Source organism: Rhodoglobus sp. GW821-FHT12B09 (assembly GCF_058809925.1).
This window is the reverse complement of the sequence record NZ_JBXATB010000001.1, coordinates 211,751-225,107: the sequence shown is the minus strand read 5'-3', so window position 1 is coordinate 225,107 and position 13,357 is coordinate 211,751. Positions and strand designations below refer to the sequence as shown.

The 13,357-nt window shown below is 70.2% G+C and carries 16 protein-coding genes and 1 pseudogene; 11 read left to right on the top strand and 6 right to left on the bottom strand.

The window, feature by feature from the left end:
* Positions 1–12: 12 nt before the first annotated feature.
* Positions 13–1,023: pseudogene (locus AC1RTC_RS01110) on the top strand (acyltransferase family protein); the annotation flags it as partial.
* Between the two features lie 68 nt (positions 1,024–1,091).
* Here the strand turns inward: AC1RTC_RS01110 and AC1RTC_RS01105 are convergent.
* A complete protein-coding gene (locus AC1RTC_RS01105) occupies positions 1,092–1,475 on the bottom strand; it encodes a VOC family protein (protein ID WP_493153612.1) in 384 nt (127 codons plus the stop codon).
* Between the two features lie 93 nt (positions 1,476–1,568).
* Here AC1RTC_RS01105 and AC1RTC_RS01100 point away from each other — a divergent pair, with 93 nt between their 5' ends.
* Together AC1RTC_RS01100 and AC1RTC_RS01095 are read left to right on the top strand one after the other, a co-directional pair.
* Positions 1,569–2,210, top strand: coding sequence for a TetR/AcrR family transcriptional regulator (locus AC1RTC_RS01100; RefSeq protein ID WP_493153611.1), 642 nt, complete (start codon positions 1,569–1,571; stop codon positions 2,208–2,210).
* A gap of 15 nt (positions 2,211–2,225) precedes the next feature.
* Complete coding sequence (locus tag AC1RTC_RS01095) at positions 2,226–2,717, top strand: FBP domain-containing protein (RefSeq protein ID WP_493153610.1); 492 nt, start codon at positions 2,226–2,228, stop codon at positions 2,715–2,717.
* A 93-nt stretch (positions 2,718–2,810) separates the two neighbouring features.
* Here the strand turns inward: AC1RTC_RS01095 and AC1RTC_RS01090 are convergent, their stop codons facing one another.
* The 4 genes from AC1RTC_RS01090 to AC1RTC_RS01075 form a co-directional block, all read right to left on the bottom strand.
* Positions 2,811–3,302 carry an SRPBCC family protein gene (locus tag AC1RTC_RS01090; protein WP_493153609.1) on the bottom strand — a complete coding sequence of 164 codons (492 nt, stop codon included), beginning with the start codon at positions 3,300–3,302 and terminating at the stop codon, positions 2,811–2,813.
* A gap of 177 nt (positions 3,303–3,479) precedes the next feature.
* The gene (locus AC1RTC_RS01085) at positions 3,480–4,835 is read right to left on the bottom strand and encodes a glucose-6-phosphate dehydrogenase (RefSeq protein ID WP_493153608.1); all 1,356 of its coding nucleotides are present in this window, start codon (positions 4,833–4,835) and stop codon (positions 3,480–3,482) included.
* Between the two features lie 9 nt (positions 4,836–4,844).
* Positions 4,845–6,059, bottom strand: a complete 1,215-nt coding sequence (locus AC1RTC_RS01080; protein ID WP_493153607.1) for an RNA polymerase sigma factor — start codon at positions 6,057–6,059, stop codon at positions 4,845–4,847.
* Positions 6,047–6,391 (bottom strand): YciI family protein, encoded by a 345-nt coding sequence (locus AC1RTC_RS01075; protein ID WP_493153606.1) that lies wholly within the window; start codon positions 6,389–6,391, stop codon positions 6,047–6,049. Before AC1RTC_RS01075 ends, AC1RTC_RS01080 begins: the two co-directional genes overlap by 13 nt.
* A gap of 82 nt (positions 6,392–6,473) precedes the next feature.
* Here AC1RTC_RS01075 and AC1RTC_RS01070 point away from each other — a divergent pair, with 82 nt between their 5' ends.
* Positions 6,474–7,205, top strand: a complete 732-nt coding sequence (locus tag AC1RTC_RS01070; RefSeq protein WP_493153605.1) for an alpha/beta hydrolase — start codon at positions 6,474–6,476, stop codon at positions 7,203–7,205.
* Positions 7,206–7,344: 139 nt separating this feature from the next.
* Here the strand turns inward: AC1RTC_RS01070 and AC1RTC_RS01065 are convergent, their stop codons facing one another.
* Positions 7,345–7,902 (bottom strand): hypothetical protein, encoded by a 558-nt coding sequence (locus AC1RTC_RS01065; protein ID WP_493153604.1) that lies wholly within the window; start codon positions 7,900–7,902, stop codon positions 7,345–7,347.
* A 104-nt stretch (positions 7,903–8,006) separates the two neighbouring features.
* Between AC1RTC_RS01065 and AC1RTC_RS01060 the strand changes: the two genes are divergently transcribed.
* From AC1RTC_RS01060 to AC1RTC_RS01030, 7 genes are all read left to right on the top strand, one after another.
* Complete coding sequence (locus tag AC1RTC_RS01060; RefSeq protein ID WP_493153603.1) at positions 8,007–8,456, top strand: hypothetical protein; 450 nt, start codon at positions 8,007–8,009, stop codon at positions 8,454–8,456.
* A 9-nt stretch (positions 8,457–8,465) separates the two neighbouring features.
* Positions 8,466–9,761, top strand: coding sequence for an acyltransferase family protein (locus AC1RTC_RS01055; RefSeq protein WP_493153602.1), 1,296 nt, complete (start codon positions 8,466–8,468; stop codon positions 9,759–9,761).
* Positions 9,762–9,807: 46 nt separating this feature from the next.
* A complete protein-coding gene (locus tag AC1RTC_RS01050; RefSeq protein ID WP_493153601.1) occupies positions 9,808–10,848 on the top strand; it encodes an isopenicillin N synthase family dioxygenase in 1,041 nt (346 codons plus the stop codon).
* A gap of 166 nt (positions 10,849–11,014) precedes the next feature.
* On the top strand, positions 11,015–11,374 hold the full coding sequence (locus AC1RTC_RS01045; RefSeq protein WP_493153600.1) for a PadR family transcriptional regulator: 360 nt from the start codon (positions 11,015–11,017) through the stop codon (positions 11,372–11,374).
* A 2-nt stretch (positions 11,375–11,376) separates the two neighbouring features.
* Positions 11,377–11,745, top strand: coding sequence for a DUF1048 domain-containing protein (locus AC1RTC_RS01040; protein WP_493153599.1), 369 nt, complete (start codon positions 11,377–11,379; stop codon positions 11,743–11,745).
* Positions 11,742–12,518 (top strand): ABC transporter ATP-binding protein, encoded by a 777-nt coding sequence (locus tag AC1RTC_RS01035; RefSeq protein ID WP_493153598.1) that lies wholly within the window; start codon positions 11,742–11,744, stop codon positions 12,516–12,518. Before AC1RTC_RS01040 ends, AC1RTC_RS01035 begins: the two co-directional genes overlap by 4 nt.
* On the top strand, positions 12,515–13,279 hold the full coding sequence (locus AC1RTC_RS01030; RefSeq protein ID WP_493153597.1) for an ABC transporter permease: 765 nt from the start codon (positions 12,515–12,517) through the stop codon (positions 13,277–13,279). Before AC1RTC_RS01035 ends, AC1RTC_RS01030 begins: the two co-directional genes overlap by 4 nt.
* The last annotated feature ends 78 nt before the right edge of the window (positions 13,280–13,357 follow it).

The following is a 13,357-nucleotide window of genomic DNA, read 5'->3' as shown; positions in this document are numbered from 1 at the left end:
ACCGTGGAGTGAGTGACCAGCCCCACCCCCGCTCGCCTCACCGGCCTCGATGGGCTCCGCGGAGTCGCCGCCCTCGTCGTCGTGCTCTACCACGTGAGCCTCGTCGCGCGGCCGTTCCTGAGCCCCGCCGAGTGGTCGCTGCTCACGCAGACCCCGCTCAAGCTCTTCACCGCCGGCACCGAGTCGGTGCTCGTGTTCTTCGTGCTGAGCGGCCTCGTGGTCACCCTTCCGGCGCTGCGCGACGGCTTCGGCTGGCTCGGCTACTACGGCGGCCGGATGCTGCGGCTCTACCTCCCCGTCTGGGCTTCGCTGGCCCTGGCGGCCCTCGCCATCGCGCTCCTGCCCCGCGACCTGGCCTCGGTCACGCCGGACTCGTGGCTCGCGCGCGGGAACGCCCTCACACTCTCGTGGCCCCAGCTCTTGCAGGAGGGAAGCCTCTGGAAGGCGTCCTATGACGTGAACAACGTGCTGTGGTCACTGCGCTGGGAGCTCGTGTTCTCGCTCAGCCTGCCGCTGTTCGTGATCGCCGCGCGCGCCCTGCGCAACCACTGGGTGTTCGCCGCGGTGCTCGCCTCCGCAGTCACCGTGACGGGCCGGCTCGTGGACGTCGACGCCCTCGTGTACCTCCCCGTGTTCTTCCTCGGCGCGCTCATGGCGGTGCGGCTGCCGGAGCTGCGGAGCGCTGTGGGCGCGTGGCCGCGCATCGGGCGGGTCGCGCTGGGCGCGGCATCCGGAACCCTGCTCATCGCCAGCTGGCTGGGCCGGCCCATCGAGGGCAGCATCGGCGCTGACGTGCTGTGGGGCCTTGCCGGTGTCGGGGCCGCCGGACTCGTCGTGGTGGCCGTCGGGTCGCGCACCGCCGAGCGCGCGCTGTCGAGCGCGGTGCCGCGCTGGCTCGGGAAGATCTCGTTCAGCCTCTACCTCGTGCAGGCGCCGCTGATCGGCACGCTCGCGTTCGCGCTCGGGGACGCGCAGTGGAAGCTCATCGCCGCCATCGCCATCCCCGGGAGCCTGCTGCTCGGCTGGCTGTTCCACCTCGCGGTGGAGAAGCCGACCCACCGGCTCGCCAAGCTCGTCGGGCGGAAGCTCGGTCAGTCCTCCAGGACGGAGAGCACGTTGCCCGCCGGGTCGGTGAACCAGCAGATGACCGGGCCCCACTCGGGCTTCTCGGGGCGCGAGATGCCTCGCGAGTCGGTGAAGTCGCCCTCGTAGATCTTCGTCACCACGCCCTTGGCGTTGAGCTCGTCGACCGCCGCGTCGACGCTCGGCACCGGGAAGTTCAGGATCGTGTACGTCGCCGGCACGTGGTCGGGCTTGGGGTAGGCGAGGATCACCCCGCCCGTCGCGAGGTGGATGTTGAGGAACCCCATCGCGTTGTCCTCGACCCTGAGGCCGAGCGTATCGCGGTAGAACGTGCGGGCCGCGTCGATGTCGTCGACCGAGAACCCGCTGAATGCCTTGATGTCACCGAACACTGTCAGTTCTCCCTCGCGATCATGTTAACGCTGTAAACACTGTCATAGGATGACAGGGCGACCAAGACCCCGATGCTCGGAGAAGGGAGTCGCGTGACAACAGCCGGCGCACTGTCCCGCCCCAACTATCACCACGGCGACCTCCGACACGCCCTGCTCACCGCGGGCCTCGAGCTCGCGCGCGAGGGCGGGCCTGACGCCGTGGTGCTGCGCGAGGCGACCCGGCGCGTCGGAGTCTCCCCGAATGCGGCGTACCGGCACTTCGCCGACCGGGACGCGCTGCTCTCCGCCGTGAGCGACGAGGCTCTCGCGATGCTCGCCACCCGCATCGACGCGCTCTTCGACGGAATTCCGGTGGGCACGCCCGAGGCCGTCGCTCGCGCCCAGCTCCGCGCCGTCGGCACCGGCTACGTCGCGTTCGCCCTCGACGAGCCCGGGCTGTTCCGCGCGGCGTTCTTCGTTCCGACGAACCTGGAGACCTCGTCCGCGGCCAGCAAGTCGGGCCCCAGCGGCCGTTCGCCGCTCGAACTGCTGACGGTCGCGCTGGACGAGTTCGTGGCATCCGGGATCATGCCCGCCTCGCGCCGCCCCCAGGCGGAGTTCCTCGCGTGGTCGTCGGTGCACGGGTTCGCGCTGCTCTGCATCGAGGGGCCGTTGCGGGCGCTGCCGCGGGAGCAGGCGGACGCGGTCACCCAGCGCGTCATCGACATGGTGGAAGCCGGTTTCACGGCGTAGTCGTAGGGTGGTTGGGTGAAGCCGCTGACCCCTGACGACATCCGTGAGAGCTTCGTCAACGCCTCCAAGGGCGAGGCGAGCAGGGTGCCCATGCCCGGGCTCCACGACGTCCTGTGGGACGAGCGCGAGTACCTCGGCTGGCGCGACCAGCAGTCCCCGCAGCGCGGCTACCTCGTGCACTGGGTCGACGACCGGCCGCTCGGGCTGGTGCTGCGCGCCTCCGAGTTCTCCCTGCGCCCCGGCATCGCCGCGATGTGCGCGTGGTGCCGCATCACCCGCCGCTCCGACGAGATCTCGATGTTCTCGGCACCGCGCGCCGGGCAGTCCGGCCGCGACGGCAACACGATCGGCACGTACGTGTGCGACGACCTCGCCTGCTCCCACATGATCCGGATCCTCCCCCCGGCGCACGACCTCCTCGACCCCGAGCAGCTGCTCGCCTCGCGCATCGACGGGCTCGTCTCGCGCGTGCGGGCGTTCACCGCCGACGTGATGAAGACGGCGTAGCGAGCTCGCTGTCGGGCCCCGCCCGAGCGGTACCGCACCGTGGAGCTCCAGGGCTGCTCAGGGCTCTAGGGCTGCTCAGGGCTCCAGGGCTGCTCAGGCCTTGGCGCGCGCTGCCGCCTGTCGCGACACCTCGTCGGCGATGGGCGGCAGCACCCTGCGCATGTACGGTGCCCAGAGCAGCCTGACGATGAGGGTCACGATCCAGCCGCGGCCGGGCTTGCCGAAGAACGTGTAGGTCCACCGGATGCTCGTTCCCTCGGCCTCGCGCGCGAACCGCCACTCGGCGCGGGCGCCCTTCACGAGTGCGCCGAAGAGCTTCTGGAAGTCGCTCAGCTCGTACGCGAAGTAGGTGGGCGACTCGGTGTCGGTGATGGTCTCGATGACGTGGCCGCCGTCAGAGAGGCGCAGCATGCGGGTCTGGCCGACCGCGTCCCAGGGACCGGTCTGGTTGCGCACCTCCACCACCGCGGGGAGAGGGCCCGACTTCGGGTAGAACTTCGTGGGGTCGAGCGGGCCGGATATCTCGTACGCCTCTTTCGGCGTTGCCGCCGCCATCGCCACTGCTGTCGCGCTCGTGCCCGCCATCTGCCTGCCCTTCGGTCTACTGCTATTCGTAGCATCCGGGGATCGCGTTTGGCACTCGTGTGAATCGGGAGCTGCCCGCGTTGGGCCACCGCGCTGCAGTTTCCGTGTCGCGCGGCAGCAATTCCTGGAGCGCGGCGGAGAACCTGTAGCGCGGCGCGACAAGCGGGGCCACCGGGGCTACCAGCCCTTGGGGCCGCTCGAGCCTGCCGGGTAGGTGTCGAGCGGCACCCTGTCTGCCTTCCACGCCGCGAGCACCGGCTCGATGATGCGCCAGCACTCCTCGGCCACATCGCCCCGCACCGACAGCGTCGGGTCGCACTCCATGATGCCGGCGAGCACCTCGCCGTACGCGCTCAGCTCGCCGGCGCCGAGGTCGCTGTGCAGCACGTTGCGCTCGAGCACGAACGGGTCGCCCTGTCCGTTGATGATCAGGTCGAGCTCGAGGGTCGCGGGCTTGAGCGAGATGCGCAGGCACGTCGGGTCCTGCACGCCCGCGAGGCCGGTGGGCAGGTGGGGCACGGGCTTGAAGGTCACGAGGATGTCCTGCCGGGTATCCCCCAGGGCCTTGCCCGAGCGCAGGATGAACGGCACCCCCGCCCAGCGCCAGTTGTCGATCTCGAGCGTGAGCTCGGCGAGGGTCTCGGTGCCGCGGGCCGGCTCGACGCCCTCCTCCTTGACGTAGGCGGGAAGCGTGCGGCCGTCGATGGTCCCCGCGCCGTAGCGCGCCCGCCGGCTCGAGGTGCCCTTCCGGTCCTGCAGGTGCGTGGCGCGCAGCACCTGCGCCATGTTGCCGCGCAGGTCGTTCGCGTCGAGGCTCGCGGGCGGCTCCATCGAGGTGAGGGCGAGCACGAGCAGCAGGTGGCTCTGGATCATGTCGACCATCGCCCCCGCCTTGTCGTAGTACCCCGCCCGGTTCTCCAGGGCGAGGCTCTCGTCGAAGACGATCTCGACCTTCTCCACGTTGGGCGCTGAGAACAGCGGCTCGAAGATCCGGTTCGCGAACCGCAGCCCGAGCAGGTTGAGAACCGTGGACTTGCCGAGGAAGTGGTCCACGCGGAAGAGCTGCTCCTCGGGGAGGATCGTCTCGAGCAGGCGGTTGAGCTTCTTCGCGCTCGCGAGGTCGGTGCCGAACGGCTTCTCCAGGGCGAACATGATGCCCTTCGGGAGCGTCATGGTCGCGAGGGTCTGGCACGCGAGGATCGTCACCGCGGGAGGCAGCGCGAAGTACAGGGCCACCCTGCCGGTGGCCTCGGCGAGAACGCGCGCGAGGTCATCCGGATTCGTCACGTCCGCTTTGATGTAGCGGGATGCCGACGCCACCGAGGTCGCGAGCGCGGAGGGCTCCGCCTTGAAGGCGCCCTTCACCCGCGAGCGCCACTGCGCGTCCGTCAGGTCACCGCGGTCGACGCCGATCAGGTGGACGGGCTCCCCGCGCGAGGAGCTGAGGAGCGACGCGAGGCCCGGCAGCAGGAGCCGCGACGTGAGGTCGCCTCCCGCGCCGAGGATGACAAGGGTGCCGATATTCTGAGCCACCCGCTGACCCTACTCGCGCGCCATGACCTCGGCCAACCGGCGCTCCAGGAAGCGCGCCTCCGGCTCCGACGGCTCGAGCCCCAGCGCCAGCCCGTACTGCTCGGCGGCCTCCCGGCGGCGGCCGAGCCTGCGCAGGAAGTCGGCCCGCGCGGCGGGCAGCAGGTAGTACCCCTCCACCCGGTCGGCGACGAGGTCGAGCCGCTCGAGACCGGCGGCCGGCCCCTCGGCCATCCCCCACGCGATCGCGCGGTTGAGGGCGATCACCGGCGACGGGTCGAGCTGCGCCAGCTCGTCGTAGGCCCGCACGATGGCGCGGAAGTCGGTCTGCCCCCACGTGGGCGCCGAGGCGTGCTCGGCGGCGATGGCGGCCTGGAGCTGGTAGCTCCCCGCGCGGCGGCGGCGGAGCGCGCGGCGCAGGATCGCCCGGCCCTCGGCGATGGCGGCGTGATCCCAGGCGGCGCGATCCTGCTCCTCTATCGAGACCGGGTCGCCCGCGGCATCCGTGCGCCCCGCCCGTCTGGCGTGCTGCAGCACCATGAGCGCGAGCAGTCCGCCCACCTCGGGCTCGTCGGGCATGAGGAGGGCGAGCAGCCGACCGAGCCGGATCGCCTCCTCCGCGAGGGGCTCCCGCACCAGGCGATGCCCGGACGACGCGGAGTAGCCCTCGGTGAAGAGCACGTACAGCACGGCGAGCACGCCCGGCAGGCGCTCGCCGAGCAGGTGGCCGGGCGGAACGCGGTACGGGATGCCCGCATTGCGGATCTTCGCCTTCGCGCGCACGAGGCGCTGGGCCAGGGTCGCCTCCGGTACGAGGAACGCGCGGGCGATCTCGCCCGTCGTGAGCCCTGCGACCGTCCGGAGGGTGAGCGCCACCCGGGACTCGAGTGTGAGCGCCGGGTGGCAGCAGGTGAAGATGAGGCGGAGGCGGTCGTCGAGCTCCTCGTCGTCCGACTCCATCACCGTCGCCTCCTGCACCTTGGCGCGCTCGGTGGCGCTGCGGCGGATGCGGTCGATCGCCCTGTTCTTGGCGACCGTCGTGAGCCACGCGCCGGGGTTGGACGGCACGCCGTCGGTCCCCCAGCGCGCGAGCGCCTGCTCGAACGCGTCCTGCGCGCTGTCCTCAGCAAGGCTCCAATCGCCCGTCACGCGGATGAGAGTGGCGACGATGCGCCCCCACTCCTCGCGGTGCGCGCGGGCGACGGCAGCCTCGACTAGTCCTCCCACACCCAGAACGGGCGGATCTCGATGTTCCCGGCGGTGGCCATGGGGTGGAGGCGCGCGATCTCGATCGCCTCGTCCAGGTCCGCGCACTCGATGATGTCGATGCCGGCGATGTAGTCCTTGCCCTCGACGAAGGGCCCGTCGGTGACGAGGAGCTCGCCCTTGCGGACCCGCACCGTCGTGGCATCCGCCGCCGACTGCAGGCGGTCGCCGAACTTTCGCACGCCGCGGGCGTCCATCTGGTCGACCCAGTCCTCGATGCCCATCGGCTCCTTCTCGGCCGGAGCCGACGGGTCGATGTCCGGCGAGGTGTTGATGAAGAGCAGGTACTGCATGGTTTTTCCTCCTTGGTGTGACGTTACGCAAGAGCGACGAACGGGGCGAGGGGGAAATCGACATCCGTGGGAAACTTCCGACATGAGAATCTTCCGCCGCACCCTCGCCGTCATCGCCGTCGTCGTGGTGCTTGCGGTCGTCGCCTTCCTCTTCTACGCGAGCATGGTGATGCGCGGTGACCGTGCAGCAGCGCTCGAGGCGTGGAACGACCCCGCCGTCCGGATCACGTCGACCGACCACTCGATAGTCATCGCGCCCACCGGTGGCGCGACCGGCGCGGGCCTGGTCTTCATCCCGGGCGCGAAGGTCGACCCGTACGCCTACCTGTACAAGCTCTCCGGCATCGTCGCTCAGAGCGGGGCGACAGTCGTGATCACCAAGCCGACCCTCAACCTCGCGTTCTTCGATACCCGCCCCGTCTCCTACTTCGAGGCGGACGCACCGGATGTCACGCGCTGGTTCGTGGGCGGGCACTCCCTGGGCGGCGTCCGGGCCTGCCAGCTCGCCGCGTCGGGCGACGTGGTGGGACTGGTGCTCTTCGGCAGCTACTGCGCGAACGACCTGAGCGGAACGGGTCTCGAGGTGCTGAGCATCGGCGGCAGTGACGACGGCCTGAGCACGCCCGCGACGATCGAGGCCGCGCGCCACCTCCTGCCCTCCTCCGCGAATGTCGTCGAGATCGAGGGGCTCAACCACGCCGGGTTCGGCGACTACGGCGTGCAGCCCGGCGACGGCGTCGCGACCCTCACCGACGAGCAGGAGCGCGCGGCGATCACCGACCAGCTTCGCAGCCTGTTCGACAACCCGCGCTAGCCGCGCGCCCGCGGCTGCCGCCGCGGCGGCCCTTGCACCGAGAGTGCAGTTTGACGGGGTGCGCGCTCGGGCCCACCCCGTCAAAGTGCACTCTCGGCGTCGCGCGGCCGGTTCGGCACGACCGCGGGCGGCCTGGGCCTCAGTCGCGCTTGACGTCGATGGAGGGGTCGGCGGGCTTGGCGGCGACCGGTGCGGGCTCGGCGGTCTCGACCGCGGCGGGCCCGCGGTGCGCCCACGTCATCCAGAGCCAGACGAGGATGCCGACGACGACCGTGCCGAGAAGGGCGATGAGCGGGAACGGCAGCCCGTCGGTGGCGCGGGCGATCGCGAGGTAGGCGAGGATCAGCGGCAGGTCGATGATCGCGGCTATGAGGACGGCGGTCCACGTGGTTCCCCACGGCTTGCGCACCCTGCCGCGGCGCAGGATGAGCCCGCTCACCACGATCGACAGCACGATGAGCACCGCCGAGGCGATGGTGAAGCCGAGCACGATCCCGCCGAGCACGCCGCCCGCGCTCGCGAAGATCTCGGTGCCGTCGCCGATGCTCTGGAGGGTGCCGCCGAGGATCGCGGCGATCGTGCCGCCGAGAAGCGTGACGCCGAGAGTGATCCATCCTGCCGCGAACAGGAGGTGGCCGAAGATTCCGGCAACGACTGCGGCGCCGGTCTGGCCGCCCGTGAGTGTGGCTTTCGTCATGAGCTATTTCTAGCCGCGCGCGCACCCCGCCCGCTAGGGCTCGAACCGTCACACCGCCGTCACGGAGCGGGCCAGCGCGGTCGCCGTCCCCTAAGGTTTGAGGCATGACAACGGCCGACGCTCTCGGTGACGCGGCGCGCTCCGATCTCGACGGGCTGCTCGCCGCCGCTCTCCGCATCGCGCAGCAGCACCTCGCCGAGGCCGCGGAGTTCGAGCCGTTCGTCCTCGTGGTCGGAGCAGACGGCCGGATGCTCGCCGCCGAGATCGACCGCTCGCAGCTCGAGAAGCACCCCGAGTCGGAGGAGGTGGTCGAGGCGGCCACCGCCCAGCTCGTGGGGCTCGCAGCCTCGGTGCGGGCCACCGCGCTCACGCTCAACACGCGCCTCAGCAAGGAGCGATCCGACGCCGTCGAGGTGCGGCTCGAGCACCGCGACGGCGTGTCGCTACTGGTGCTGCTGCCGTACCGCCGGCCCAAGTTCGGCGGGCGCACCGAGTACGGCGAGGTTCGCACGTTCCGCGGCGCGCACGAGGTCTGGCCGCAGCGCCTCTCCTAGAGTGTTGGCATGAGCGACGCCGCCCGAACCCGAACCGTCGAGAACCGGTCGTCGTCGATCGACCTCTCCAAGCGGGATCTCACCCTCGATATCGCGCGGGTGTTCTGCGTGCTGCTGGTGGTGGCGATCCACCTCATGATGGTCGGGGTCGGGGTGGACGGCCAGGGCAACCTCGTCGCCCAGGCCCCGAACGACAGCCCCCTCGGCTCGCAGCCGTGGTTCGCGGGCGTCACCTGGGCCGGCCAGATCATGCCGCTGTTCTTCGTGGTGGGCGGCTTCGCGGCGATCACCGCCTGGCGCAGCACCGTGCGGCGGGGCGGCACCGCCGCGGACTACGTGCGCAACCGGGTGCTGCGGCTCGCCCAGCCCGCGCTGCCCCTCTACATCTTCTACGTCGTCGTGATCGGCGGCGCGCAGCTGGCCGGGGTGGACCCGGCGCTGCTCGACCTCGCGGTGCAGGGCGCGGCATCCCCGCTCTGGTTCCTCGCGGCCTACACGCTGTGCCAGGCGCTCGTCCCCTTCATGGTGGGATGGCACGCCCGGGCGCCGCGCGCCACACTGCTGGTGCTGCTCGCGGGCGCCGTCGTGGTCGACGTCGTGCGCTACAGCGCGGGCATCCCGGAGATCGGGCTCGCCAACCTGTTCTTCGTCTGGCTGCTCGTGCAGCAGATCGGGTTCTGGTACGCCGACGGCTGGTTCGCTGCCCGCACCTGGTGGCAGCTCGCGCTCATCGCCGTGATCGCGTGGGCGGCGCTCGTGCCCATGACGTTCCTCGGCCCGTACTCGTTCGACATGCTCACCAACCTGAACCCGCCGACGCTCCCGCTCGTCGCCCTCGCGATCGCGCAGGCCTGCGTGCTGCGCCTGCTGCGGCCCGCGCTCGCGAAGCTCATGAACACGCACGCCGCCCGGGCCGTCGTCTTCGTGGTCGGGTCGCGGCTGATGACGATCTACCTGTGGCACCTGCCGATCATCCTGATCATCACCGGGCTGTCGCTGCTGATCCCGGGCGCCGCGCCCGACCCCGGTTCGCCGGCGTGGTGGCTCTCCCGCCCCCTCCTCTACGTCGTCGTGCTCGCGGGCGTGTTCGGGCTCTCGTTCCTGGTCGGCAGGTGGGAGGCACCGCGGGAGGTCACGGCTACCCCGCCGACCGGCGTGGTGGCGGTGGCGGCGGTGCTGTCGTTCATCCCGTCGTTCCTCGTCATGGAGTTCTTCATGGACTTCACCCTCGCGGTCATCGGCAGCGTGCTGTTGGCCGTCGCGGTGCTGATGCTCGGGCGCTGGAGAACGCGGCAGATTCTGTAGCACGCGCGCAACCTGCCCGAAACCGTCCGTCCGTAGCGTTGAGGGCATGGCATTCCACGTCCCCGCAGTCGATATCTCCGCCTGGGTGCGCGACGGCTCCCCCGCCGAGCGCGCCGACGTCGTTGCGGCGGTGGATGCCGCGTGCCGGGAGGTGGGCTTCATCCAGGTCACCGGCCACGGCATCCCGACCTCCGTCACCGAGGGCCTCGCCGAGGCCATGGACAGCTTCTTCTCGCGCGGGCTCGAGGAGAAGAAGCTCACCGTGACGCCGAAGGGCATCAACCGCGGGTACAGCCCGCCCAAGGCGGAGTCCCTGTCGCTGTCGCTCGGGGTCGAGTCCGCGTCGCGGATGAACGACTTCTTCGAGGCGTTCAACGTCGGGGCCGCCGCATCCGACTTCCCCGGGCTCGGGCTGGAGGACCAGGCCGACTACGCGGAGAACGTCTGGCCGGAGGTCCCCCGGTTCCGCCTCAGGGTCGAGCGCTACTTCGCCGAGGCGCAGCGCGTGTCGCGCACCCTCACCGACATCTTCGCGGCCGCCCTCGGCCTCCCGGAGCGCTTCTTCGACACCTTCACCGATCACTCGATCGACGTGCTGCGCATGAACAACTACGCCCTGCCGCCCGGCACCGTCGACCTCGACGGCGACCTCATCGGCATGAGCGAGCACACCGACTTCGGGATTGTGACGGTTCTGTGGGCGGACCAGGTGCGCGGCCTCCAGGTGCTCGGCGCCGACGGGTCGTGGAACGACGTCTCACCGGATGACGACGCGCTCCTGATCAACCTCGGCGACCTCACTGCCCGCTGGACCAACGAGCGCTGGCAGTCGACCCTGCACCGCGTGAAGCCGCCCATCGTCAACGGAACGATCAACCGCCGCCGCTCCGCCGCCTACTTCCACGACGGCAACGCCGACGCCGTCATCGCGGCGCTCGAGACCTGCGTCGCGCCCGGCGAGAAGCCGCTCTACGAGCCCACCACCGTGTCGGCGCACATCGCCGCGAAGCTGGCCGGCTCGCGCGCCGGGCAGCTCAACACCTCCGCGACGCGGGAGGCCGCGCGGGTTCTGGGCGCCGCGGGCTGAGCAGCGCCCCCTAGGGGCGCGTATCGGCAGGGCTTCGACACGGCCGCGGGCGGCCCACTCAACCCACGGATCGACTTCTTGCTATTCAGTGTTGCTATCTACCGGTAGTCGGCGTTACTATCTACTGGTAGTCAGCAGTACTGAGTAGTAACGAAGGGAGGTCTCCATGGCCAAGCAGATGACCGAGATGCTCAAGGGCACGCTCGAGGGCATCGTCCTCGCGACGCTGGCCGGGCAGCCGGCATACGGCTATGAGATCACGGCGCGGCTGCGCGAGCAGGGGTTCTCCGACATCGTCGAGGGCACCGTCTACGCGCTCCTGGTCCGGATAGAGCAGCGCGGCTTCGTGGACGTCGAGAAGGTGCCGTCCGAGAAGGGGCCGCCGCGCAAGGTGTACTCGATCAACGCCGCCGGCGCCGAGTACCTCGAGGAGTTCTGGGGGGCCTGGAGCTTCCTCTCAGAGCGGATCGCCCAGCTCCACCACAACATCGAACACATCGCGAAGCCCCAGGGCGAAGGAGAGTAATCATGGCAGCAAAGTGGATCGAGGCCCTCACCGGGTCGCTCGAGCAGAAGAAGCAGTACAAGCAGGACAAGGCCCGCATCGACGGCCTTCCCGAGCCGTACGGAACAGCCGCCAAGGCGATGCACCGGTACTTCATGTACTACGGCGGCATCACCGACGGCGACACGCTCGTCACGATGTTCACCGACCTGGCAGACCTGTGGGAGCGCGCCTCCCTCGACGGCACCCCGGTGCGCGACATCGTCGGAGACGACCCTGTCGAGTTCGCCGAGACGTTCGCGCGCGCCTACAGCGGCCAGCAGTGGATCGACAAGGAGCGCGCCCGCCTCACCAAGGCGATCGACGATCTCGAGGACGGGGGCGGGAAGTGACCGCGGAGGCCGCCATCCGGGTGAAGGGCATCACCAAGTCGTTCAAGGAGGTGCACGTGCTGCAGGGCGTCGACTTCGACGTCGCCGCCGGCACCATCTTCGCCCTGCTGGGATCGAACGGCGCCGGCAAGACCACGCTCGTGCGCATCCTCTCGACGCTGTTGAAGGCCGACGGCGGCGCAGCCACCGTGCACGGCTTCGACGTCGCCCAGAAGCCCGGCGACGTGCGCGAGTCGATCAGCCTCACGGGCCAGTTCGCCGCGGTCGACGGGGTGCTGACGGGGCGCGAGAACCTGGTGCTGGTCGCCAGGCTCCGCCACCTGCAGAACCCGGGTGCGATCGCGGATGACCTGCTCGACCGCTTCGCCCTGACCGACGCAGGCAACCGCAAGGCGGCGACGTACTCCGGCGGCATGCGCCGCCGGCTGGACATCGCGATGAGCCTGATCGGCAACCCGCCGATCATCTTCCTCGACGAGCCGACGACCGGGCTCGACCCTCAGGCGCGCATCGAGGTGTGGAACACCGTCAAGCAGCTCGCGGGCCAGGGCACCACCGTGCTCCTCACCACGCAGTACCTCGATGAGGCCGAGCACCTTGCCGACCGCATCGCGATCCTGCACAAGGGCACGATCATCCAGAACGGCACGCTCGGCGAGCTCAAGCAGCTGCTGCCGCCCGCCAAGAAGGAGTACATCGAGAAGCAGCCCTCCCTCGAGGACGTGTTCCTCGCCCTCGTCGGGGAGACCGAAACGGAAAGGGAAGTCGCATGACCACGCACGTCATCGCGGACACCGGTGTCCTCACCGGCCGCTCGCTGCGCCACATCCTCCGCAGCCCGGACACGATCATCACGACCGCGGTCACGCCGATCGCGCTCATGCTGCTGTTCGTGTACGTGCTCGGCGGCGCGATCAAGACCGGCTCCGACGAGTCGTACATCAACTACATGCTGCCGGGCATCCTGCTGATCACGATCGCCTCGGGCATCGCCTATACGGCGTACCGGCTGTTCCTCGACATGCAGGGCGGGATCGTCGACCGCTTCCAGTCGATGCCGATCGCGCGCTCGAGCGTCCTCTGGGCGCATGTGCTGACCTCGCTGGTGGCCAACCTGGTCTCGGTCGCGATCGTGGTCGGCGTCGCGCTGATCATGGGGTTCCGCACGGGCGCCTCGGTCGGGGCGTGGCTGGCGGTGGCGGGCATCCTGATCCTGTTCACCCTCGCGCTGACCTGGCTCGCGGTGATCGCCGGCCTCTCGGCCAAGACCGTGGACGGAGCGAGCGCGTTCAGCTACCCGCTGATCTTCCTGCCGTTCATCAGCTCGGCCTTCGTCCCCACCGGGACGATGCCCGGCCCGGTCGCGTGGTTCGCGGAGAACCAGCCCGTGACGTCGGTCGTGAACACGATCCGCGCACTGTTCGCCCAGCAGCCGGTGGGCAACGACATCTGGATCGCGCTCGCCTGGCTCGTGGGCATCCTGATCGCGGCCTACGTCTTCGCGATCGTGCTCTACCGCCGCAAGGTCGGCTGACCCGTTCAGCGCCGACTCCCCCGCCATCCCGATCCGGGAGGCGGGCGGAGCCGTTTAAGCCCGCCCGCGTGCGAGTAA